Here is a 21,567-nt window from a genome sequence, read left to right as displayed (position 1 = left end):
GGGGGGGGGGGGGCGGCCCCGCCCCCCCCCCCCCCGGGGCCCCCCCCCCCCCCGCCCCCCCCCCCCCCCCCCCGCCGCGGCCGCCCCCCCCCCCCCCCCCCCCCCCCCCGGCCCTTTTCACTTCTCGTTTCTCAGTGTTCGTTGCCGGAGACGGCGGTCGTGGTGAGGCCGGAATGCCTGCGTAGGCGGGCGCTCCGGCCGGGACGGCTCACGTCGGGACGCCGGTCGCCCCCGCGGATCACGGGCGCCAGCCGGAGACGGCGGCTCACCAGGGGCGTGCCGCCGCTCAGCTTGGCCCGCAGTCGCGCGGGCGCCTCGGGGGCGCTGAGTTTCAGCGTCAACCGTGCCCCTCGGCGGGTCAGCCGCCGCCACAACGTGTGCCAGTCGACCATCGTTCCGGCCAGCGCGCCCATCGCCAGCATCGCGACCACCGCGATGACCAGGACGGCCAGGACGATGAGGACGAAGACGATCACCAGGGAGCCGATCGTACCGAGGACTGTCAACATTGGGCGAAAAGTGCCCGCTCACCAGCGAATTATGCCAATTTTTTGGGATATATCGGCCTTACTCGGCGATCCCGGTGGACTGGTCCAGCCGTCCGGGCAGGAGGTCGAGCCGGCGCAGTATCACGCCCTCGCGCAGCGCCCACGGGCAGACCTCCAGCCGCTCCACCTCGAACAGGTCCATGGCCGCGTCGGCCACCAGCGCCCCGGCGGCCAGTTGCGCGGCCCGGCCCTCGGACACCCCGGACAGCTCGGCCCGCTCGGCGGAGCTCATGCCGGTCAGCCTGGCCGCCCAGGAGGCCATGTCGGCGCGGGAGAGCGCGCGCGAGACGTACGGGCCCTCGCTGGAGGCCGGCGCGCCGGCGATCCTGGCGAGCTGCTTGAAGGTCTTGGAGGTGGCCACGGCGCGGTCGGGCTCGCCGTACCTGGCCACGTCGCCGACCGTGCGGGCGATCTCCGTACGGACGTGCTTGCGCAGCTTGCGCACCTCCTCGGCGGAGGGCGGGTCGCCGGTGAACCAGTCGCGGGTCAGCCGCCCGGCGCCGAGCGGCAGCGACACCGCGACGTCGGGCTCCTCGTCCACCCCGGCGGCGATCTCCAGCGACCCGCCGCCGATGTCGAAGGCCAGCAGCCGCCCGGACGACCACCCGAACCACCGGCGCACCGCGAGGAACGTCAGCCGGGCCTCGTCGCGCCCGGACAGCACCGCGATGTGCACGCCGCAGCGCTCGTCGATCTCGGCGAGCACCTGCTCGCCGTTGGCCGACTCGCGCACGGCCGAGGTGGCGAAGGCCAGCAGGTCCTCCACCCCCTTGTCCTCGGCCAGGCGCACCGCCTCCTCGACGAACGCGCCGAGCCGTTCGATGCCCTCGGGCGCGAGCCGGTTGTCCGCGCCCAGGTACTGGGTGAGGCGCAGCTCTTCCTTGTGGGAGTAGGCGGGCATGGGCCGCGCGCCCCGGTGGGCGTCGACGACGAGTAAATGGACGGTGTTCGAGCCGATGTCCAGCACGCCTAGTCGCATGGGAAAACGCTACCGGTCTGCGGCTTTTCGGGCGAAGCCGGCTCTGCCCCCGGCCGAGCGGGGCGGCCCGGGCGGCCGTCGCCGGGCCGCCGCGCGCGCGTCGAACACGCCCGGCGGCCGGACCGGGCACACGGGCTTCCGCCGCGCGGCCATAGTCTGATCGCATGTCACGAACCCTGCGACTGCTGATCACCGGCGGCGGCACCGGCGGTCACACCTATCCGGCCCTGACGACCCTGTCGGCCGTCCAGCGACGTCAGGTGCCGCACGACGTGCTGTGGGTGGGCACGGAGAACGGCCTGGAGGCCCGGATCACGGCCGAGCACGGCATCCCGTTCAAGGCGATCACCACGGGCAAGCTGCGCCGCCGTCCGAACCTCAAGGAGCTCGGCACCAACATCGCCGACGTGTTCCGCATCCCCGTCGGGGTGTTCCAGGCGGTGGGGCACGCCGCCCGCTACCTGCCCGACGTGGTGCTGTCCACCGGCGGGTACGTGGCGGTGCCGATCGGCGTGGCGGCCAAGCTGATCCGCCGCCCGCTGGTCATGCACGAGCAGACGACCGTGGTGGGCCTGGCCAACCGCATCCTGGCCCGGCTGGCGACCCGGATCGCGCTGTCGCACGAGTCGTCGCTGGAGTACCTGCCGCCGTCGGCGCGGGCGAAGGCCGTGGTGACCGGCAACCCGGTGCGGCCGGAGCTGCTGCAGGGCAACCGGGCGGCGGCCTACGACCTGTTCGGGCTGACGTTCGAGGTGCCGCTGATCTACGTGACGGGCGGGGCGCAGGGCAGCAAGCAGATCAACACGCTGATCGCCGAGATCCTGCCGCGGTTGTTGCCGCACGCGCAGGTCGTCCACCAGTGCGGGCCGGCCTGGATCGACCAGATGCGGGCGGTGGAGGTGCCGCCCGGCCTGGCCGACCGTTACCACCCGGTGCCGTACGTGGGGACCGAGCTGCCCGACCTGTTCGCCGCGGCCGACGTGGTGATCTCGCGCAGCGGCGCGGGCACGGTGTCGGAGCTGACCGCGATCGGCAAGCCGTCGCTGCTGATCCCGCTGATCCCGACCGGCGGCGACGAGCAGCGCAAGAACGCCGGCTACCTGGTCTCGGCGGGGGCCGCGCGGGCGCTGCTGGAGCCGCGGCCGACGGCCGAGCAGCTGCTGGCCGAGCTGATGCCGATGCTGGCCGATCCAGGGCTGCGCGCGGCGATGGGGCAGGCGGCGGGCAAGCTGGGCCGCCTCGACGCCGCCGACGCCCTGTGCGACCTGCTCCTGGAGGCCGCCCACGGCGGCGCCCACCCGCCGCACGCCGCCGGCTCCCTCGCGCCGCACGGCCAGGGCGGTCAGGCCGGTCAGGGCTTCGGGGGGCAGGGCTTCGGAGTCCAGGGCGGTCAGGGTTCCGGGGGGCCCGGCTCCAGGTAGCGGAAGGCCTCGTGGGCGGAGCTGACGCTCCGCCTCAGCGCCTGGTCCAGGCGGTCGGCGTCCTCGGTCAGGCGGGTCAGCTCGTCCATCGCGCCGTCGCCCGCGCCGGTCTCGGCGACGAGCTCCTCGTACTCGTGCAGCCGCGCGCGCAGCTCGGCGATCTGCTGCCGGGCCCGGTAGGCGCGTTCGGCCTCGGCCACGTTGGCGGCGTACCGCTCCAGCGCCTCCACCCGGGCCACGACGGCCTGCTCGCTGCTGTCCAGCGCCCTGGTGAGGGGTTCGGCCACGGCCGCGACCTCGGGCGCGCTCTCCCCCGACAGGGTCTGCCGGTGCCGGGCGCGCAGGCCGGACAGCTTGGCCAGCAGGCGGGCGATCTCCCACTCCTGGGCGGGCAGCATCACCGCGTTGCGCACGTCGTCCAGCAGCCCTTCGAGGTTGACCCGCGACTGCGAGACCGTGGCGACCGCCCGCTGGGCCCGGCGCAGCAGCCTGCGGGAGGACTCGTCGAGGTCGTCCAGGAGCACGTACCGGCCCTCGTGCCGGACGGCCTGCGCGTGCACCCGGCGTTCGTGCTCGGCCTCCTCGCCCTCCGGCGTCTCGGTGCGGACGAACGTCACGATCATGAGCGGGATGGCGAGGAGCACGAGCAACAGCGGCCCCAGGGAGCGGCCGAGCCCTCCGGCGCCCAGCAGCAGGCCGAGGCAGACGGTCGCCCCGCAGACCGCGCCGAGCCGCCAGTACGGCGCGGCGGGCGGGCCGGGGCCGTCCGGGACCCAGCCCCTGCGCGTCCTGAGCAGCAGCCGCCGGTTGTCCCTGAGCAGCCGCGCGTCGGCCAGCGGCACGCCGGGATCGACGATGACGTCGGCCATGATGTCGGATCGGATGGGGATTCACCTCCTGCGAGGGCGGTTCCGCCCGGCCACCGGCATGTCAGCTCTCCAGGTACCGGAACGCCTCGTGGGCCGACCGCACGCTGCGCCGCAACACCTGCTCCAGGTGGTCGGCGTCCTCGGCGAGCCGGTCGATCTCCGGGACGGCCAGTGCGTCGGCGCCGGTCTCGGCCAGCAGCTCCTCGTAGCGCGGCAGGCGGGCGCGCAGCTCCTCGATCTGGCCGCGGGCGTGGTAGGCGCGTTCGGCCTCGGCGACGTGCCTGGCGTAACGTTCCAGGGCCTCGACGCGGGCGATCATGGCGGCCTCGCTGGTGGCCAGGGCCCTGTCCAGCGGCTCGATCACGGCGGCCACCTCGGGGGCGACGCCCCTGGACACCAGGGCGGCGTGCTCGGCGCGTAAGGCCGACAGCTTGGCCAGCAGACGGGCGATCTCCCACTCCTGGGCGGGCAGCATGAGCGCGTTGCGGGCGCCGTCGAGCAGCCCCTCGGCGTTGACGTGCGAGCGCAGCACCGAACCGATGGCCCGCTGCGCCCTGGTCAGCACGTCCGCGGCGTCCCGGTCGAAGTCCTCGGGCAGCAGGTAGCGGTCCCGGTACGGGCGGGCCCGCTCGTACACCTCGCGGTCGCGCGACACGTCGTGCTCGGGCAGCTCGCTGATCGACGCGATCTTGACCAGGACGATGAAGACGAACGTGCCCAACAACGTGAACCCGGCGGCCGGGTGGGACAGGGCCAGCAGCACGGCCATGAGCGCGACCACCCCGGGCGTGGCGGCCAGCAGGGCGACGCTGGAGACGTTCCTGAACCGGCCCGGACGCGCGTCGGCCGGCGGCACCCAGCCCGACCGGATCCTGGACAGCAGCGCGGCGTTGGCCCGCAGCATCCCCGCGACCTCCGGAGGAACCTCCGGATCGACGACCACACCCACGCTCTGTCCCGGCACCTTGGCGCCCCCAACGCTCGCGATGCAGTGGATATTACGTATTTTTTCGCAAGGATGTCAGCCTCCGAAAGGTCAGGCCCGGAAACCGCCTGGTCCGTGCCCCCGTCGCTCTTCCCGTCGCTGGTCCCGTCACTGCCCCTGCGACGGTCAGAGCGGCGGACACGCAGGCGAAGGGGATGGCGGGCAGGACGTACCGGTGGTCGAAGTCGAGGGCCGCCACCGGGGCCAGCAGCAGGAAGGCCGCCGTCGCCCACGGCAGCAGGGCGGCCCGCCGGCGTCCGGCCGAGCCGAGGCCGCCGGCCAGGAGCAGCACGCCGAAGACCGTGCCGTGCAGGAACCAGGGGTAGGGGTAGGCGGCCAGGATCGAGGCGTACGGCTCGACGGAGCTCATGCCGTGGATGCCGGGGTCGTACTCCGAGCGCACCTTCGCGACGAGGGCCTGCTGCTCGGGCAGCGGCCAGGAGCCGCGGGGGAAGGTGGTGGACGGGCTCATCCGCCGGGGGTGGGGCACCGGCGACCAGGTGAAGGCGAGTGAGGTGTCGCGGGCCACCTCGCGCAGGTAGTCCAGCGGCTGGGCGGCGATGGCGCGCAGGGCGAACGACCTGGCCAGGTCGTTGTGGGCGAACCGGTCGCCCGGGAGCCGGTTGAGCGAGGCGCCGGGGGCCCAGACGTACTCCGAGGCGGCGTCGGCGACGGTGCCGTTCGGGCAGAGCGGGGCCTCGGCGGGCGGCGGCTTGATGACCGAGCAGTCGGCGAAGGTCATGGTCCTGGCCCACAGGGCGACGCCGTCGGAGCCGCTGAGGGCGAAACGGCCGTGGTGCTGGGCGTACCAGCCGGCGTAGGCCGCCAGCGGCAGGGCGCCGGCCAGCAGCAGCGCGGCCACCCGCCGCCACGGCGCGCGGCGCAGCACCAGCCAGCCGGCCGCCAGGGCGAGCAGCGGCACGGCGGCCGTCCTGGTCAGCCCGGCCAGCGCGAGCAGCAGCCCCGCCACCGCCGCGGCCCGCGCCGACGGCACCCCGGGCCAGCCGCGCGGCGCGCCCGAGGGGGCGTGCCGCCACATCAGGACCACCAGCGCGGCGGTGATCAGGAAGATGACCTGGAGGTCCGACAGCACGGCGTGCTCCAGCCGGAGGAAGGACGGGTCGAACAGCACCGGCACGGTCGCCAGGGCGGCCCCCCAGCCGGGCAGCGAACGGCGGCGCAGCAACGCGTAGATCATTACGCCGATCCCCAGGCCCATGGCGTGCTGCAGCCCGGCGACCAGCCCCACGCTGTGGAAGGGCCGCAGGGCCCACAGGAACCAGGAGTACCCGGCGGGGTGGAAGGCCGCCTGGGGCCGCAGGTGCACGGCGGTGTCCAGGTACGTGAAGGAGTCGTACCAGTAGAGCTGCGCCGTGTCGTACCCGTGCATGACCAGCACGCGCAGCGCGGCGGCGAGCGCCAGCACGCAGGCGAACAGCCCGTGGCCGCGCGGGCGGCGCGCGGCGGGCGCGAGCGGACGCGTCCCGGCCAGGGTGGCTGCCATGACCTTCTCCCCCGTAGCCGACCGGGCCGGTCCCGGTCGTAGGGGAGGCAGTCCAGCGGGACGCCGATAACCTGAGCGTCACCGGAATTGGTTACGCCCGCGTTATGCGGTCTGGTCCAGACTTGCGGCATTTATGATCTTCTTGGGGGCTACAAGTGCGGGTTTTGATCGCCGAGGACGAGCGCATGCTCGCCGACTCGATCGCCGAGGGGTTACGGGGCGAGGCGCTCGCCGTGGACGTCGCCTATGACGGGGAGGCGGCGCTGGAACGGCTCGGCGTGCACGACTACGACGTGCTCATCCTCGACAGGGACCTGCCGGGGGTGCACGGCGACGAGGTGTGCCGGACGGTGGTGGAGCAGGACCGGCTGGTCAGGGTGCTCATGCTGACGGCGTCCGGCGACGTGCGCTCGCGGGTGTCGGGGTTGTCGCTGGGGGCCGACGACTACCTGCCCAAGCCGTTCGCGTTCGAGGAGCTGGTGGCGCGGGTGCACGCGCTCGGGCGGCGCGCCCGCCGGGCCGACCCGCCGATGCTGGAGCGGGCGGGCGTGCGGCTGGACTGGGCGCACCGGCAGGTGTTCCGCGACGGCGTGTACGTCCCGCTGGCCCGCAAGGAGTTCGGCGTGCTGGCCGAGCTGCTGCGCGCCCAGGGCGCGGTGGTCTCGGCCGAGGACCTGCTGGAGAAGGTCTGGGACGAGCACATCGACCCGTTCACCAACACCGTGCGGACCACGATGATGAAGCTGCGCAAGAAGCTCGGCGAGCCGCAGGTGATCGAGACCGTCCCCGGATCGGGGTACCGCATCCCATGACCGTGCGCATGCGTTTCGCCCTGGCCTGCGCCGGGGTGTTCCTCTTCCTCGGCGCCCTGACGGTGACCGGGGTGTACTTCGTCGTCCGGTCGCAGCTGGAGTTCCGGGCGGACCTGATCAGGCCCGACTTCCCCCGGGAGTACTCCTACGGCGACTCCTACCAGTCCGCCTACCGCAACGCGATGCGGGTGCGCGCGGCCTACCAGCGCGAGACGCTGAGCGGCGTGCGCACGGTGGGCGGGCTCATCGTGCTGGCCGCCACGGCCGGGGCGTTCGGGGTCGGCTGGCGGGCGGCGGGCTGGGTGCTGCGGCCGGTCAAGGCGGTGACCGAGACCGCCCGCCGGGTCGCCCAGAGCCACGACCTGACCGAGCGCATCGCCTACGAGGGCCCGCGCGACGAGGTCAAGGAGCTCACCGAGATCTACGACACCATGCTCGGCCGGCTGGCCCGCTCGTTCGACGGGCAGCGCCGGTTCGTCGCCAACGCCTCGCACGAGCTGCGCACCCCGCTGACGATCAACCGCACCCTGGTGGACGTCGCCGTCCGCCGCCCCGACGCCACCGACGACGTCAAGCGGCTCGGCGAGTCGCTGCTGCTGGTCAACGCCCGGCACGAACGCCTCATCGACGGCCTGCTGGCTCTGGCCGAGGGCGAGCAGGCGGTGCTGGACCGGCGGCCCTTCGACCTGACCGACGTCGCCGAGCACGTGCTCGACCAGGCCGGCGAGGAGGCGGCCGAGCGGGACGTGACGATCCACCGGCTGCTGGACTCGGCGCCGACGACGGGCGAGGCGGTGCTGGTCGAGCGGCTGGTGCAGAACCTGGTGGAGAACGCGATCCGGCACAACCAGCCCAAGGGCGAGGTGTGGGTGACGACGCGGCGGCGGGCCGAGCAGGTCGAGCTGGTGGTGGCCAACACCGGGCTGCACGTGCCGCCGTACGAGATCGAGACGATCTTCCAGCCGTTCCGGCGGCTGCACGGCGACCGGCTGCGCTCGGAGCGGGGCAGCGGGCTCGGCCTGTCGATCGTGCGGGTCATCGCCGAGGCCCACGAGGGCACGGTCACCGCCAGGCCGCGCGACGAGGGCGGCCTGACGATCACCGTGGAGCTGCCGGTGGACCGGTCCGCGCCCTGACGGCCCTCACGGCGCCGCCGGTGGACCGGTCCGCGCCCTGACATCCGGCGTGCCGCCGACGGTGGATCAGTCGCCGCCCTGGTGGATCTGCCAGAGTTCCTCCTCCGGCACGCCCGCCTTGACCAGTTGCTCCCAGGTCGCCACGCGCTCGGTCGGGTCGGCCAGCACCAGGCCGAGCAGCGGGCGCAGCTCGGCGTGGTCCGCGCCGTCCTCGCGCCACAACGCGCCCAGCGCCCGGTGCACCGCCGGGGACCGCACGGCCGCCGTCTCCACCAGCTCCCGCAGAACGGCCACCCGGTCGTGGAAGCGCAGCGCGCGCCCCTCCCCCACGGCCAGCATCAGCAGGTCGAGCAGCCTGCGGTGGCGGGGCGCGTGACCGGTGGCGGCGGCGACGATCGCGTCGCCCATGGCGGTGCCCTCGCCGCCGCCGAGGATCACCTCCTCCTGGCCCCGCCCGGCGACGCGGTGCGCCGACAGGGCGTTGACCAGGCCCGTCCAGCCCTCGTGCCCGAGCTGGCCCTTCCACAGGTGGCCGAAGGAGGCCCAGCGGCCCAGCGGGTCGGGCCCGCCCAGGAGGTGCGAGACGGGCACGGGCTCCGGCGAGGCGGCCACGATGAGCAGCGCCAGGTTGGCCGAGTAGGCGGCCAGGCGGCGGGTGACGGGATGGCGCACCGGCTCGAAGCCGGTGAAGCAGCGGCGGCGGCGCTCGTACAGGGACCGGCGCAGCAGCCCGGCCAGGTGGGTCACGCACCGGGCGCGTACGGCCGCCGGCACCTCGTCCAGCAGCTCCAGGATGAACCCGACCGTCGGGCCGCGCTCGGCCAGGCAGGAGAACGACGTGACCGCGTACAGCAGGTCGTCGTCCACGCTCTGGGCCAGGGCCAGTGGCTCGTCCCCGGCCAGGCGGCGGCGCCGGTCGAGGTCGCGCAGCGCGTACACGGTCAGCCAGGCCGTCAGGAACTCGCCGAAGGTGGAGTGGAGGAAGGAGTGGCCGTCGCGGCGGATGAAGAAGAAGCGCTCGGTGGCCCGGCGGGCCCAGTCGACGGGCGGACGCGGCTCGTCGGGCTCGTCCTCGCCGCCTTCGCACAGGGCGGGCAGGTCGCGGGCGAGGTCCTCCTCGGTGATGACCTGCCGGCCGCGGGCGAGCATGGAAAGGGCGACCGTGCCGAGCAGGACGAGCTCGCTGTCGATCACCACCCGCTGCGGGGTGGCGGTCTCGCGCTCGGTGAAGTCGCGCAGCAGCACCTCGTACAGGCGGGCGCGGCCGATCGGGCGGTGCTCGCGCTGCAGGGCGTTGCCGCCGGCGTCGTAGAGCGCGAGCAGCAGCAGGAGCAGCGGCTGCCGGGCCATCTCGCCCTGGGCCAGCGCGGTCGCCGCGGGCAGGGGCTTCAGGTCGCGCCGGGCCAGCAGGGCGCGGTTGGCCTGGTCCCAGATGTCGAGCCACTGGCGCACCTGGTCGTCCTCGAACGGCTGGAGCTGCAGCGCCAGCAGCCCGTCGGGGAACCTGATGCGGTCGGCCACCACGGTCCGGCTGGTCACGATCACCACGACGGGCCGCCCCAGCGCGGCCTCGCGGCGCTGGAACTCCTGCAGGTGCCCGAGGTAGTCGTAGCGGTTGACGCCGCCCTGCAGCAGCTCGTCGAAGCCGTCGAGCAGGATCACCGGCAGCGCGCCGTCGCCCGCGGCGACCAGGTCGGCGTAGGCGACCTCCTCCTCCAGCACGGCGGCGACGGCCTGCTCGATCTGCTCGGCGACCGGCGCGCGCGGCGAGACGCGCGGCAGCTCCACCCTGATCGGCAGGAACTCCGACCTGGCCAGGCGGGCGCCGAGCACCTCGGTCAGCTTGGACTTGCCCGCGCCGGGCTCGCCGAGCACCAGCAGGGGCGCCTGGGTCGCGCGCAGCGAGGTGAGGTGGCCGACGAGGAACGCCTCGGCGTCGGGCAGCAGGCGCTGGTCCCGCCACCAGCCCACGGAGGAGGGGTCGGACTCGCGGGTCAGCTCGGCGACCCGGCAGCGCGGGCTGAGGTAGCCCTCGCCGAGCAGCGGGAGCGAGACGTCCTCGGGCAGCTTGCCGGCGGCCAGCAGGGGACGGTCGAGCGCGTTCGCCGCCATCCTGACCCGGTGGATCATGGGACGGTCGCCGACCCGCGGCGGGGCCAGCTCGGCCAGCAGCCAGGCCACCCGCGACAGGCCGGTGCCCGGCGTCTGGCGGTCGGTGACCAGGCTGCGCACGCCGAACTCGTGGCTGTCCAGGGACAGCGAGCGGAAGTCCTCGTCGTAGATGCGCAGGGCGTGCGCGGGCGGGCCCTCGGCCAGCATCCGGGGTAACAGGAGCTGGTCGTCGACGGGCAGCTCGTCCCACACGCTGAGGCCGCCGACGAACCCGGCCATCGCCTCCGACATGCGCAGGTGGGCGCGTTCGACGGCCTGGCGGGTCTCGGCGAAGGGCACGTGCGGCTCGGGGGTGGGCAGGCGTTCCATGAGCAGACCGGCCACCAGGCGGGCGAAGCGCTCGGGGGTGGGCACGCCGTGCGAGATCTTGTCGGCCCGGTCGAGCTGCTCCAGGGTGAAGGGCAGCTTGGCCTCGCCCAGCGCCTCGAACCAGGCCGAGACGACGATCACGGCGTGCGCGGCGGCCAGGCGCTGGGTGCGGGTGTAACGGTCCACGCCGCCCTTCAGCTCGGGCATCCTGCGGATGACCTCCTCGCCGTAGCGCACGACGTCGGAACGCAGGTCGGCCAGGCCCATGGTGAGCAGCCCGCCCCCGGCCAGCGCCCACCCCGTGCGGGCGGCGGCCGCGGCGAAGCCGACCACCTTGACGAGCCTGCCCTCCTTGCAGCCGAGCACCCTCAGGGCGTCGGCGTAACTCGGGGTCTCGATCATCAGCCTTCTCTCCGGGACCGGGAGGTCCCATCATGCGCCGGGAGGCGCCCCCGGCGCTGCCCGGACGCCCGCTCCGCTATGGGCCTTTCACCGCGTCGGCGATCTCCGGCAGCACGCCGGGGTCCTCGATGGTGGACGGCGTGGCGTACGGCCGGCCGTCGGCGATGTCGCGCATCGTGGCGCGCAGGATCTTGCCCGAGCGCGTCTTGGGCAGCCGGGCGACCACCACGGCCCGGCGGAAGGCGGCGACCGGCCCGACGCGTTCGCGCACCAGGGCGGTCAGCTCGCGCTCGACGTCGGCCGGGTCGCGGTCGGAGCCGGACTTGAGCACCACGAACCCGACCGGGAGCTGCCCCTTCAGCGCGTCGGCCACCCCGATCACCGCGCACTCGGCGACGTCGGGATGGGCGGCGATCACCTCCTCCATCGCGCCCGTGGACAGGCGGTGGCCGGCCACGTTGATCACGTCGTCGATGCGGCCCATGACGTAGAGGTAGCCGTCGGCGTCGATGTGGCCGCCGTCGCCGGTCAGGTAGTGGCCGGGGTAGCGGGACAGGTAGGAGGCCCGGAAGCGCTCCTCGTCGCGGTAGAGGGTGGGCAGGCAGCCGGGCGGCAGTGGCAGCCGGACGGTGACCGCGCCCTCCACCCCGGGCGGGCACTCGCGCCCCTCGGCGTCGAGCACGCGCACGTCGTAGCCGGGGACGGGTTTCGTCGGCGAGCCCGGCTTGATCGGCAGGGTCTCGATGCCGACGCAGTTGGCCGCGACGGGCCAGCCGGTCTCGGTCTGCCACCAGTGGTCGATGACGGGGACGCCGAGCAGGTCGCTCGCCCAGTGGTAGGTGTCGGGGTCGAGGCGCTCACCGGCGAGGAAGAGGTGCCGCAGCCCGGACAGGTCCCATTTTTTCGCGAAATTGCCGGTGGGATCTTCCTTCTTGATGGCCCTGATCGCGGTGGGCGCGGTGAACAGCGTGCGCACGCCGTGCTGGGCGGTCACCCGCCAGAACGCGCCGGGGTCGGGCGTGCCGACGGGCTTGCCCTCGTACAGGACGGTCGTGCAGCCGGTCAGCAGCGGCGCGTAGACGATGTAGGAGTGGCCGACGACCCAGCCGACGTCGGAGGCGGCCCAGAAGACCTCGCCGGGGGCGGCGCCGTAGACGTTGGTCATGCTCCAGCGCAGGGCGACCGCGTGGCCGCCGTTGTCGCGCACCACGCCCTTGGGCAGGCCGGTGGTGCCGGAGGTGTAGAGCACGTAGAGCGGGTCGGTGGCGGCCACGCTGACGCACCCGGCGGGCTCGGCGGCGCGCACGGACTCGTGCCAGTCGAGGTCGCGGCCCGGCGTCAGCTCGGCGGGGCCCTGCGGGCGCTGCAGGATCACGCAGTGGGCGGGCCGGTGGGCGGCCTGGTCGAGGGCGGCGTCGAGCAGCGGCTTGTAGGCCACGACCCGGGCCGGCTCGATGCCGCAGGAGGCCGAGAGCACCACCTTGGGCTCGGCGTGCTCGATGCGCAGGGCCAGCTCCCTGGCCGCGAAGCCGCCGAACACCACCGAGTGCACCGCGCCGAGCCGCGCGCAGGCCAGCATCGCGACGACCGCCTCGGGCACCATCGGCATGTAGATCACGACGGTGTCGCCGGCCGTCACGCCGAGCGCCTTCAGCATGCCCGCCGTCCGCGCCACCTCGTCGAGCAGCTCGGCGTAGGTGATCGTGCGGACGGCGCCGGTGACCGGGCTGTCGTGGATCAGCGCCGCCTGCTCGCCGCGGCCGGCCGCGACGTGCCGGTCGAGCGCGTTGTGGCAGGTGTTGAGCCGTCCGTCGGGGAACCACCGGCTCCCGTCGCTGACGACGGCGGGCGCGACGTCCCAGTCGATGTCGCGCGCCGCCTGCGCCCAGAACTCCTCCGGGCGCTGGATGCTCCGCCGGTAAGCCTCGTCATAGCCGCCCACTTTTCGATCAGACCAGCCGCCGGCCCCCGAACGCAAGCCCCGTGGGAGGGTGTCCGGATGAATGACGATCTCATCCTGTCCGTCGTGACCGGCTCGCGGGCGTACGGGCTGGAGACCGCGGCGTCCGACACCGACCGGCGCGGCGTGTTCGTGGCCCCCACCGCGGACTTCTGGCGGCTGTCCAAGCCGCCCACGCACCGCGACGGGCCGCTGCCCGAGCAGTTCTCGTGGGAGGTGGAGCGCTTCTGCGTGCTGGCGCTGGAGGCCAACCCGACGGTGCTGGAGTGCCTGTGGTCGCCGATCGTGGAGGTGGAGACCCCGGCCGGGCGGCGGCTGCGCGAGCTGCGCGGGGCGTTCGTGTCGCGGCGGGCGCGGCAGACGTTCGCCGGGTACGCCGTCGACCAGTTCCGGCGGCTCGACCCGGCGGCGCCCAAGTGGAAGCAGGCCATGCACATGCTGCGGCTGCTGCTCAGCGGCCTGCACCTGATGCGGCACGGCGAGCCGCTGGTCGATGTCGGGACGCACCGCGAACGGCTGCTGGCGGTCCGGCGCGGCGAGGTCCCGTGGGCCAAGGTGGACGCCTGGCGGGCCGCGCTGGCGGCGGAGCTGGCCGCCGCGCCCTGTGTCCTGCCGGAGCGGCCGGACCGCGAACGCGTGGAGGACTTCCTGGTGGGCGTGCGGAAGGAGCACCTGTGAACACGCCGCCGTCCGGGCTGCCGTCCGGGCTGCCGTCGTGGCTGCCTGAGGTCCCCGGCGAGCAGCCGTACCCGGTGGCGTTCGCCACGGTGAGCGGCGCCCACCTGTACGGGTTCCCGTCCGTGGACTCCGACGTGGACCTGCGCGGCGTGCACGTGCTGCCGGTCGAGGAGGTGGCCGGGCTGCGCACCGGGCCGCAGACGCTGGACCGGACATGGACGCGCGAGGGCGTCGAGGTGGACCTGGTCACGCACGACCTGGTCAAGTTCTGCCGCCTGCTGCTCGGCCGCAACGGTTACGTGCTCGAACAGCTCCTGTCGCCGCTGGTGGTGACGTCCTCGCCGGTGCACGAGGAGCTGGTGGCGCTGGCGGCCGGGTGCGTGACCCGGCACCACGCCCACCACTACCTGGGGTTCGCGCGTACGCAGTGGCGGTTGTTCGGGCGTACGGGCGAGCTGAAGCCGCTGCTGTACACCTTCCGCGTGCTGGCGACGGGCACCCACCTCATGCGCACCGGGGAGCTGGAGGCCGACCTGACGCGGCTGCTGCCGTACGGGCCGCCGTACCTGCCGGAGCTGGTGGCGGCCAAGCGGGAGGCCGAGCACGGCGCGGCGCCGCAGGTGGCGGGCGTGGCCGAGGACGTGGCGCGGATGACGGCCGCGCTGGAGGCGGCGCGCGAGGGCTCGGCGCTGCCCGAGCGGGCCACCGCGGACGACGCCCTGCACGACCTGGCCGTGCGGGCGCGCCTGGCGTCCCGTCCCTGACGGGGTGCGGCCGGTCAGGGACGGGACAGGGCGTCAGGCGGCGCCGGGGTCGGCCGACAGGACGAGCCGGACCGAGACGTTCTCGTACCCGGCGCGTTCGAACGCCCGCGCCATCGGGACGTTGCCCGCGTCGGTGTCGGCCATGATGCCCGGCACGCCGCGCTCGGCGTGGAAGCGGGTGATCTCGCCGAGCAGCTCGTCGACGTAGCCGCGGCCCCGGTGCGCGGGCACCACGCCGAGGTAGCCGACCACGGGCCCGGCGTCGTTGGCGGAGGGCAGCGCGACGCCGACCAGGTCGCCGCTCTTGTCGTGGGCCAGCCGCCACCAGGACCGCTCGCCCCGCATCGAGCGGTTGTCGCGGACGTCCTCGCGGGCCTGTTCCACGGGGTCCATGGTCATCAGGGCCTGGCGGGTGTGGAAGTCGAGGGTGCCCTCGGCGACCTGGCGGAAGGCGTCCACGAACACCTCGTCGTCGTCATCGCCGCGGAAGACCAGCCGGTCGGACGGCTCGGGCACCGGCGAGCCGGGCGTCCAGGCGTAGCGCAGGCGTTCCAGCTCCTCCGTCAGCCCGGCACGGCCGGCGGCCTCCCAGCGCCAGGCGATGGCCGCCGACGCCTTCGGGTCCTCGCGCCAGCCGTTGGAGACGAAGACGTGGTACTCCGGCGTCCGGCCGAACGCGGCGTGCGCGTGGCGCAGCAGCTCGGCGGCCAGCCCCACACGGTCCTCGACCGAGGGGTGGACGTAGACGCAGTCGAGGGCGAGCGGTCGCTCCTCGCCGGCGAAGCCCCACCAGACGGCGCGGGCCAGGATCTCGCCGTTCTCCTCGGCGAGCCAGATGCGGTCGTAGCGGTAGTTGCGGCTCTCCAGGAAGGAGAGCAGCCGGTCGGGATGGGCCCAGCTGATGGATTCGTCGACGACGCAGCCGAGCAGGCGGTCGAGGTCAGCCTCGGCCGCGGGACGGAAAAGCACAGTTCCTCCGAGAAATGAAAATCACACTTACACTGCCAAACATCTCAGTGCCTCCCTTCTCCCGACATTTCGCAGCACTCTAGCCCAGCTTGCCGTCGCCTGCCCGCCGTTTTCCCGGACGTGATCTTCCCCTCGTGGCCGGAGGACGACGTGAGTACGCTGGACCGCGTCCAGTTTCCGGCGTTTCGCGATCCGGCGGGACGATTCCGATCCGGCCGACGATGAGGACAGGGATGAGGACAGGATGGGCTCCGTGAGGTCCTACGACGACGACACGCTGCCGCTGCAACCGCCGATCCGGCTCCCCGACGCCGCCACCCTGGCCTCCGCGGTCCGTGCCGCGCCGCTCGCGGGCGAGCTGAAGGCCCTGCTCGACCCGCCCGACGCCCCGCAGACCGCCCTGCCCGACGCCTCGCAGGCCGAGGAAGGAGACGAGCGTGCCGGTGACGCGCGGGTGCTGGAGGCGTGGGCGCGGGTGTGCCGGACGCGGCTGGCCGCCGACGAGCGGCTGCTGCTGGAGCTCATCCGCATGTTCCTGTCCAGGGAGCCGGTCGCCGGGCGGGTGCCCCAGGCGCTGACCGATCTGGGGCTGGTGCGGCAGGCGGAGCCGTACACGCTGAGCTGGCTCGGGCTGTGGGTGGCGCGGCTGATCATCGCCGAGACCGCCGGGCAGGAGATCCCCGTCATGGGGACGCTGGCCGGCGCCGACGCCGCCACACTGCTGCACGGCCTGCGCTCCTACCCCGAGGCCGAGCGGAGCGAGGAGCTGGCGGGCTGGCTGGCCGGCCGCGACCGCGAGCGGGCCGCCGCCGAGATCGCCGGGGCGCTGGCGGGGGTGAGCCCGCTGAGCCGGGCGGTCGGCGTGGAGCTGCTGGAGTCGGGCCTCGGCGAGGAGGGCCGCCGGGCGCTGCGCGGCCTGCTGGAGGAGCCCCGGCTGGGCGCGGTGGTCGCGGCCAGGACGGGCCGCGAGGAACGGCGGCCCACCCCCGACGAGATCGCCTGGGTGCTGGTGGACATGGCGGCGGCGCTGCTGGAGTTCGGCGGCGGCGAGGCGGGAGAGGTGATCGACTCGATCGCCATGGGGATGGACGCGGAGGAGCAGGCGGGCACGATCGCGATCCTCGCCTTCGGCGACCACCCGTGGACGGGACGGGTCCTGCGGGTCGTCATCGACCACCACCCGGACGAGCGCGTCGCGGCCGCGGCCCGCAAGGCCCTGCGCCGCCTGCGCGGCCTCGCCGACATCCGCACCTGACGGGACACGCCTGCGGGAGGCACGACTCTGCGGGGACGGGACTGCGAGGACACGGCTCTGCGGGGACCGGACTGCCAGGCACGGCTGCGGGGACGCAGGCCCGCGGGTGCGGCGGGCGGGGCCGCGGGCGCGGCGGGCGGGGCCGGTAAAGTCGGCTTGATGACGAAGCATACGATCTCCCCGCAGAGCGGCATCCTGGGCGACGGCTTCGGCTGCGACTGCGGCGCGGTGCTGGCCGGGCGGATGGCGGCCGAGTTGCACGCCGCCGAGAACGGCCGGTGCTCGGCCTGCCTCGGCTCGGCGGTGGAGCAGCTGGCCCCCGACCTGACGCGCGGGTGCACGGTCTGCGCGGCGACCGGAGGCCGCAAGGAGCAGATCACCTGGCAGCTCGCCCACACCGAGGCCGAGGAGCTGATCACGATGACCGTGGTGCGCGGCATCGTGGCGGGGTTCGACGGGCCGTTCCATCTGTCGGAGATCGCCGACACGGTGCGGGCCGGGTTCGGGCTGCCCGCCGGGCGGCTGCCGGTGGGGCCGCGGGTGCGCGACCTGCTGCTCCAGCTCCAGGCGGCGGGCGAGGTCGCCATGCTGTCGGCCCCCGACGAGCTGCTGGGCACCGACCAGGTGCTCTACCGCGACCCCCAGTGGCAACGCACCCGCACCCTCGGCCTCTGACCCACGCCACCCGCCCGGCAGATCAGAAACAGCCCGCCACCCGCCCAGCGGGGTCAGGGGCGGCAGAGGATCTCGCCGTGCAGGACGGAGAGCCAGGCGTCGTCTGCGGCGGCCCATTCCCGCCAGCCGGCGGCCATGCGCTCCAGGTCGGACTCGGTGGCCGCACCCGTGGCGAGCGCCTGCTCGGCCAGCGCCGACCGCCGGACGCGGTCGGCCCACATGCCGCCCCACCACGCGCGGTCCTCGGGGGTGGCGAAGCACCAGGTGGAGGAGGTGGCGGTGACCTCCTGGAAGCCGGCGGCGCGGGCCCAGGACAGCAGGCGCCGCCCGGCGTCCGGCTCGCCGCCGTTCGCGCGGGCGAGGCGCTGGTAGAGGGCCATCCAGTCGTCCAGCGCGGGCAGGCGCGGGTACCAGGCGAAGGCCGAGTAGTCGCTGTCCCTGGCCGCGACGTACCCGCCGGGCTTGGTCACCCGGCGCATCTCGCGCAGCGCCCGCACCGGGTCGCCCACGTGCTGGAGCACCTGGTGGGCGTGGACCAGGCAGAAGGTGTCGTCGGGGAAGTCGAGCGCGTGCGCGTCGGCGACGGCGAAGTCCACGTTGCCCAGCCCGCGCGCGCCGATCTCGGCCCTGGCCAGCGCCAGCGCGTCCTCGGTCACCTCCGACGCCGTCACGTGGGCCACCAGCGCGGCCAGGTCCGCGGTGATCGTGCCGGGCCCGCTGCCCACGTCGAGGACCTTCATCGCGGGCCGCAGGTGCGGCAGCAGGTAGGCGGCCGAGTTCGCCGCCGTGCGCCACCGGTGCGAGCGCAGGACGGACTCGTGGTGCCCATGGGTGTAGACGGCGTCCATCGAAAGACTCCTTCACGACGATGTGTGCTCCGACCCTAGCGCGAGTCTCATCTATCGAGAGGATGTGTCTTTCCATATGAGACGGCGTCGTACGTCCGGCGGCGCTCATAGACTGGTCGCGGCAATGTCCTGGCAAAAGGAAGGCGTGGTCGTGGGAGAGGTCCGGCCGATCGTGCACGTGGGCGATCCGGTGCTGCACAATCCGTGCGAGCCGGTCACCCGGTTCGACGGCGAGCTGGCGGCGCTGGTCGACGACATGTTCGCGAGCATGTACGCGGCCGAGGGCGTGGGCCTGGCCGCCAACCAGATCGGCGTGCCGCTGCGCGTGTTCGTCTACGACTGCCCCGACGCCGAGGGCGTCGGCCACAAGGGCGTCGTGGTCAACCCGGCCCTGGAGCTGCCCGGCCTCGGCGAGCGCCGCCTCGACCCCGACGACGAGGGCTGCCTGTCGGTGCCCGGCCAGTTCGCCCCGCTCCCCCGGCCCGACCACGCCACCGTCCACGGCTTCGACGCCGAGGGGCGGCCGGTCACGGTCGAGGGCACCGGCCTGCTGGCCCGCTGCCTCCAGCACGAGACCGACCACCTCGACGGCTACCTGTACATCGACCGCCTGCCGGCCAAACGCCGCAAGCAGGTGTTGGCAGCCTACGAGCAGACCATGGCCGCTAAAGCGGACATTTCTCCGCTATAGTGGAGGAATGCAAGGTGAAGGCGTACTGTCCAGCGGGCTGTCCCTGGCCGAGCTGGGCGGGCGCATCCGCGCCGAGCGGCGCGGGCGCGGGTTCTCCGTCGAGCGTCTGGCCGAGCTGAGCGGCATCAGCCGGAGCATGGTCTCCGACGTAGAGCGCGGCGCGAAGTCGCCGACCGTGCTGGTGCTCGACCGGCTGGCCACGGCCCTCGGCACGTCGATCTCCCGGCTGCTCGACGAACCGGCGCGCGAGGACGTGCGCGTGCTGCGGCACGACCGGCAGCGGGTGCTGCGCGACCCGTCCGGCTGGGAACGGCGGGTGTTGTCGCCGGTGCTGGCCGACGTGGAGTTCGAGTTCATGCGGACCACGATCGGCCCCGGCGTGGACGCGGGCGAGTTCGCCCCGCACGCCCCGGGCTCGCGCGAGTACCTGGCCGTCGAGCGCGGCACGCTGCGCCTGACGATCGACGACCGGCCGTACGAGCTGGCGGCCGGCGACTCGGCCGCCTACCCCGGCGACCACCGCCACGCCTTCGCCAACGACGGGGCCGCCGACTGCGTCTTCTACCTGGCCATGGAGCTGAGTGGCGGCGGCCACCACGAGACCTGGAGGGAATCCCCGCATGGATGAGCTGCGCCGCGCCGGCGTCAGGGCGGCCGAGATCGCGGCCGCCCATCTGGAGGGCGTCCCGGCCGGGCCGGTGTGGCGGCCGGTGCCCGCCGCCGAGCGCGCCTGGCTGGGCGAGCTGCCGCTGCCCGACACCGGGCGTCCGCTCGACGCGCTGCTCGACGACGTGGGCGCCCATGTGCTGCCGTACCCGATGGGCAACGGGCATCCGCGCTTCTTCGGCTGGGTGAACTCGCCGCCCTCCCCCGCCGGCGTGCTCGTCGAACCGCTGGCCGCCGCGCTCAACCCGAGCTGCGCGGGCGGCGACCACGCGGGCCCGCTGCTGGAGCGTACGGTGGTGCGCTGGCTGGCCGAGCTGGTCGGCTTCCCCCACCCGCCCGGCGGCGGCCTGCTGACCAGCGGCGCGTCGATGGCCACGATCGTCTGCCTGGCCACGGCCCGGCAGCACGCCGCGCTCGCCGACGGGTGGGACGCCCGCGAGGAGGGCCTGCACGACCGCCCGCCCATGATCATGTATGTCACCGAGGAGGGCCACAGCTGCCTGCACAAGGCGGCCCAGCTGCTCGGCCTCGGCGCCCGGAACGTCCGCAAGGTGCCGGTGGACGCCTCCTTCCGCATGGACGTCGGCGCGCTGCGCACGATGATCGCCGACGACCTGGCGGCGGGCCTGCGGCCGTTCTGCGTGGCGGGCAGCGCGGGCACCGTCAACTCCGGCGCGGTCGATCCGCTCGACGCCATCGCCGACGTGGCCGCCGAGCACGGACTGTGGTTCCACGTGGACGGCGCCTACGGCGCGCTCGGCCTGCTCGACGCGCGCTCGGCGCCCGCCTACGCGGGGCTGGACCGGGCCGACTCGCTGGCCCTGGACCCGCACAAGTGGCTCGGCGTCCCGGTCGGCTGCGGCTGCGCGCTGCTGCGCGACCCGGCCGCCGCGCGGGCCGCCTTCAGCCTGGTGCCGTCGTACCTGATCGACGACAACGCCGACGACCTGGGCTGGTTCGCCGAGTACGGGCCCGAGCAGACCCGTCCGTTCCGGGCGCTGAAGACCTGGGCGACGCTGTCGTACCTGGGCAGGGAGGGCGTCACGCGCCTGGTCGAGCACACCGGCGGCCTGGCGCGCACGCTGGCCGCCATGGTCGAGCAGGCCCCGGACTTCGAGCTGCTCGCACCGGTCGCCACCTCCATCACGGCCTTCCGCCACACGCCCGCGACGGCCGGACCCGGCGGGCTCGACGCGCTCAACCGGGCCCTGCCGGGCGCGGTCCAGGCGCGCGGCAACGCCTTCCTCACCGGCACCCGCCTGGGCGGCCGGGACGCGCTGCGGGCCTGCTTCCTGCATCCCGACACCACCGAGGACGACCTGGCGATCCTGCTGGAGGAGATCCGCCTGGCGGCGAAGACGCTCTGAGGCCCGGTAAAGGGCTTCTCCGCGGACGTACCGGACACGCATGGCCGGACGCCGGGATCCGACAAAGCCCTGTGAGCTCTCCCCCGGCCCGGGTAGTAAGCGGCCGGGACGTGAGCAATCAGGAGGATCCCATGGCAGAGACCGTGGCAGACGTGATGACTTCCCACCCGGCGACGGTCGAGTGCGACCAGCCGGTGTCGGCCGCCGCGGCGCTCATGCGCGACAACGACGCGGGCGCGGTGATCGTCAACGAGAACGGGCGCATGAAGGGCATCGTCACCGACCGGGACATCACGATCCGGGTGGTGGCCGCCGAGCGGGGGCCGGAGACGCCGGTCAGGGAGGCGTGCAGCCCGTCGGTCGAGGCGGTCGGGCCCGACACGAGCATCGACCAGGCCGTGCAGATCATGCGCTCGCACGCCGTGCGCCGCCTTCCGGTCGTCGAGGACGGCCGTCCCGTCGGCATCGTGAGCCTGGGCGACCTGGCGGTGGAGCGCGACCCGGACTCCGCGCTCGCTGACATCTCGTCCGCGGAGGGCAACCGCTAACGTGGCTGT

20 protein-coding genes are annotated in these 21,567 nt (G+C 74.0%); 11 read left to right on the top strand and 9 right to left on the bottom strand.

The window, feature by feature from the left end; genetic code table 11:
- Positions 1-131: 131 nt before the first annotated feature.
- Both ACIBQ6_RS10745 and ACIBQ6_RS10740 read right to left on the bottom strand, forming a co-directional pair.
- A complete protein-coding gene (locus ACIBQ6_RS10745) occupies positions 132-509 on the bottom strand; it encodes a hypothetical protein (protein WP_358286445.1) in 378 nt (125 codons plus the stop codon).
- Positions 510-567: 58 nt separating this feature from the next.
- Positions 568-1,527 carry a Ppx/GppA phosphatase family protein gene (locus ACIBQ6_RS10740; RefSeq protein WP_358286443.1) on the bottom strand — a complete coding sequence of 320 codons (960 nt, stop codon included), beginning with the start codon at positions 1,525-1,527 and terminating at the stop codon, positions 568-570.
- Positions 1,528-1,691: 164 nt separating this feature from the next.
- On the opposite strand from ACIBQ6_RS10740, the gene ACIBQ6_RS10735 reads away from it, so the two are divergent.
- The gene (locus tag ACIBQ6_RS10735; protein WP_397211217.1) at positions 1,692-2,948 is read left to right on the top strand and encodes a UDP-N-acetylglucosamine--N-acetylmuramyl-(pentapeptide) pyrophosphoryl-undecaprenol N-acetylglucosamine transferase; all 1,257 of its coding nucleotides are present in this window, start codon (positions 1,692-1,694) and stop codon (positions 2,946-2,948) included.
- On the opposite strand, the gene ACIBQ6_RS10730 is transcribed toward ACIBQ6_RS10735, so the two are convergent.
- From ACIBQ6_RS10730 to ACIBQ6_RS10720, 3 genes are all read right to left on the bottom strand, one after another.
- A complete protein-coding gene (locus ACIBQ6_RS10730; protein WP_397211215.1) occupies positions 2,918-3,817 on the bottom strand; it encodes a hypothetical protein in 900 nt (299 codons plus the stop codon). The two genes, ACIBQ6_RS10735 and ACIBQ6_RS10730, sit on opposite strands and share 31 nt — an antisense overlap.
- A 61-nt stretch (positions 3,818-3,878) precedes the next feature.
- Complete coding sequence (locus ACIBQ6_RS10725) at positions 3,879-4,766, bottom strand: hypothetical protein (protein ID WP_397211213.1); 888 nt, start codon at positions 4,764-4,766, stop codon at positions 3,879-3,881.
- Positions 4,767-4,815: 49 nt separating this feature from the next.
- Positions 4,816-6,306, bottom strand: coding sequence for a hypothetical protein (locus ACIBQ6_RS10720; RefSeq protein ID WP_397211211.1), 1,491 nt, complete (start codon positions 6,304-6,306; stop codon positions 4,816-4,818).
- A 155-nt stretch (positions 6,307-6,461) separates the two neighbouring features.
- On the opposite strand from ACIBQ6_RS10720, the gene ACIBQ6_RS10715 reads away from it, so the two are divergent.
- The gene (locus ACIBQ6_RS10715) at positions 6,462-7,118 is read left to right on the top strand and encodes a response regulator transcription factor (RefSeq protein WP_352325242.1); all 657 of its coding nucleotides are present in this window, start codon (positions 6,462-6,464) and stop codon (positions 7,116-7,118) included.
- Positions 7,115-8,254 carry a HAMP domain-containing sensor histidine kinase gene (locus ACIBQ6_RS10710; RefSeq protein WP_358286433.1) on the top strand — a complete coding sequence of 380 codons (1,140 nt, stop codon included), beginning with the start codon at positions 7,115-7,117 and terminating at the stop codon, positions 8,252-8,254. The genes ACIBQ6_RS10715 and ACIBQ6_RS10710 overlap by 4 nt, the downstream gene beginning before the upstream one ends.
- A gap of 66 nt (positions 8,255-8,320) precedes the next feature.
- Here the strand turns inward: ACIBQ6_RS10710 and ACIBQ6_RS10705 are convergent, their stop codons facing one another.
- Together ACIBQ6_RS10705 and ACIBQ6_RS10700 are read right to left on the bottom strand one after the other, a co-directional pair.
- The gene (locus tag ACIBQ6_RS10705; RefSeq protein ID WP_397211209.1) at positions 8,321-11,137 is read right to left on the bottom strand and encodes an NACHT domain-containing protein; all 2,817 of its coding nucleotides are present in this window, start codon (positions 11,135-11,137) and stop codon (positions 8,321-8,323) included.
- A gap of 76 nt (positions 11,138-11,213) precedes the next feature.
- On the bottom strand, positions 11,214-13,079 hold the full coding sequence (locus tag ACIBQ6_RS10700; protein ID WP_397211207.1) for a propionyl-CoA synthetase: 1,866 nt from the start codon (positions 13,077-13,079) through the stop codon (positions 11,214-11,216).
- 57 nt (positions 13,080-13,136) lie between these two features.
- Here ACIBQ6_RS10700 and ACIBQ6_RS10695 point away from each other — a divergent pair, with 57 nt between their 5' ends.
- Positions 13,137-13,775 carry a DNA polymerase beta superfamily protein gene (locus tag ACIBQ6_RS10695; RefSeq protein WP_397211205.1) on the top strand — a complete coding sequence of 213 codons (639 nt, stop codon included), beginning with the start codon at positions 13,137-13,139 and terminating at the stop codon, positions 13,773-13,775.
- Positions 13,772-14,539 (top strand): DNA polymerase beta superfamily protein, encoded by a 768-nt coding sequence (locus tag ACIBQ6_RS10690; RefSeq protein WP_397211203.1) that lies wholly within the window; start codon positions 13,772-13,774, stop codon positions 14,537-14,539. The genes ACIBQ6_RS10695 and ACIBQ6_RS10690 overlap by 4 nt, the downstream gene beginning before the upstream one ends.
- A gap of 33 nt (positions 14,540-14,572) precedes the next feature.
- Here ACIBQ6_RS10690 and ACIBQ6_RS10685 read toward each other — a convergent pair whose 3' ends face one another.
- Complete coding sequence (locus ACIBQ6_RS10685; protein WP_358286424.1) at positions 14,573-15,508, bottom strand: GNAT family N-acetyltransferase; 936 nt, start codon at positions 15,506-15,508, stop codon at positions 14,573-14,575.
- 253 nt (positions 15,509-15,761) lie between these two features.
- Between ACIBQ6_RS10685 and ACIBQ6_RS10680 the strand changes: the two genes are divergently transcribed.
- Together ACIBQ6_RS10680 and ACIBQ6_RS10675 are read left to right on the top strand one after the other, a co-directional pair.
- Positions 15,762-16,763, top strand: a complete 1,002-nt coding sequence (locus ACIBQ6_RS10680) for a hypothetical protein (protein WP_397211201.1) — start codon at positions 15,762-15,764, stop codon at positions 16,761-16,763.
- Between the two features lie 159 nt (positions 16,764-16,922).
- Positions 16,923-17,438 carry a hypothetical protein gene (locus ACIBQ6_RS10675; RefSeq protein ID WP_358286420.1) on the top strand — a complete coding sequence of 172 codons (516 nt, stop codon included), beginning with the start codon at positions 16,923-16,925 and terminating at the stop codon, positions 17,436-17,438.
- 53 nt (positions 17,439-17,491) lie between these two features.
- Here the strand turns inward: ACIBQ6_RS10675 and ACIBQ6_RS10670 are convergent, their stop codons facing one another.
- Complete coding sequence (locus ACIBQ6_RS10670; RefSeq protein WP_358286418.1) at positions 17,492-18,286, bottom strand: methyltransferase domain-containing protein; 795 nt, start codon at positions 18,284-18,286, stop codon at positions 17,492-17,494.
- A gap of 124 nt (positions 18,287-18,410) precedes the next feature.
- On the opposite strand from ACIBQ6_RS10670, the gene def reads away from it, so the two are divergent.
- From def to ACIBQ6_RS10650, 4 genes are all read left to right on the top strand, one after another.
- A complete protein-coding gene (gene def, locus ACIBQ6_RS10665) occupies positions 18,411-18,977 on the top strand; it encodes a peptide deformylase (RefSeq protein WP_397211199.1) in 567 nt (188 codons plus the stop codon).
- Positions 18,978-18,984: 7 nt separating this feature from the next.
- Positions 18,985-19,605, top strand: a complete 621-nt coding sequence (locus ACIBQ6_RS10660) for a helix-turn-helix domain-containing protein (protein WP_397211197.1) — start codon at positions 18,985-18,987, stop codon at positions 19,603-19,605.
- Positions 19,598-21,010 carry a pyridoxal phosphate-dependent decarboxylase family protein gene (locus ACIBQ6_RS10655; RefSeq protein ID WP_397211195.1) on the top strand — a complete coding sequence of 471 codons (1,413 nt, stop codon included), beginning with the start codon at positions 19,598-19,600 and terminating at the stop codon, positions 21,008-21,010. Before ACIBQ6_RS10660 ends, ACIBQ6_RS10655 begins: the two co-directional genes overlap by 8 nt.
- Before the next feature lie 131 nt (positions 21,011-21,141).
- The gene (locus ACIBQ6_RS10650) at positions 21,142-21,558 is read left to right on the top strand and encodes a CBS domain-containing protein (protein ID WP_358286410.1); all 417 of its coding nucleotides are present in this window, start codon (positions 21,142-21,144) and stop codon (positions 21,556-21,558) included.
- The last annotated feature ends 9 nt before the right edge of the window (positions 21,559-21,567 follow it).

It is taken from the genome of Nonomuraea sp. NPDC049655 (assembly GCF_044465465.1).
Classification (GTDB): domain Bacteria; phylum Actinomycetota; class Actinomycetes; order Streptosporangiales; family Streptosporangiaceae; genus Nonomuraea.
Note: the sequence above shows the minus strand (reverse complement) of the source record. Positions and strands in the feature narration are given on the sequence as shown.

Coding starts and splice junctions, on each gene's coding strand:
- ACIBQ6_RS10745 (WP_358286445.1), bottom strand. CDS start 509: ATGTTGACAGTCCTCGGTACGATCGGCTCCCTGGTGATCGTCTTCGTC.
- ACIBQ6_RS10740 (WP_358286443.1), bottom strand. CDS start 1,527: ATGCGACTAGGCGTGCTGGACATCGGCTCGAACACCGTCCATTTACTC.
- ACIBQ6_RS10735 (WP_397211217.1), top strand. CDS start 1,692: ATGTCACGAACCCTGCGACTGCTGATCACCGGCGGCGGCACCGGCGGT.
- ACIBQ6_RS10730 (WP_397211215.1), bottom strand. CDS start 3,817: ATGGCCGACGTCATCGTCGATCCCGGCGTGCCGCTGGCCGACGCGCGG.
- ACIBQ6_RS10720 (WP_397211211.1), bottom strand. CDS start 6,306: ATGGCAGCCACCCTGGCCGGGACGCGTCCGCTCGCGCCCGCCGCGCGC.
- ACIBQ6_RS10710 (WP_358286433.1), top strand. CDS start 7,115: ATGACCGTGCGCATGCGTTTCGCCCTGGCCTGCGCCGGGGTGTTCCTC.
- ACIBQ6_RS10705 (WP_397211209.1), bottom strand. CDS start 11,137: ATGATCGAGACCCCGAGTTACGCCGACGCCCTGAGGGTGCTCGGCTGC.
- ACIBQ6_RS10695 (WP_397211205.1), top strand. CDS start 13,137: ATGAATGACGATCTCATCCTGTCCGTCGTGACCGGCTCGCGGGCGTAC.
- ACIBQ6_RS10675 (WP_358286420.1), top strand. CDS start 16,923: ATGACGAAGCATACGATCTCCCCGCAGAGCGGCATCCTGGGCGACGGC.
- ACIBQ6_RS10670 (WP_358286418.1), bottom strand. CDS start 18,286: ATGGACGCCGTCTACACCCATGGGCACCACGAGTCCGTCCTGCGCTCG.
- def (WP_397211199.1), top strand. CDS start 18,411: ATGTCCTGGCAAAAGGAAGGCGTGGTCGTGGGAGAGGTCCGGCCGATC.
- ACIBQ6_RS10660 (WP_397211197.1), top strand. CDS start 18,985: ATGCAAGGTGAAGGCGTACTGTCCAGCGGGCTGTCCCTGGCCGAGCTG.
- ACIBQ6_RS10655 (WP_397211195.1), top strand. CDS start 19,598: ATGGATGAGCTGCGCCGCGCCGGCGTCAGGGCGGCCGAGATCGCGGCC.
- ACIBQ6_RS10650 (WP_358286410.1), top strand. CDS start 21,142: ATGGCAGAGACCGTGGCAGACGTGATGACTTCCCACCCGGCGACGGTC.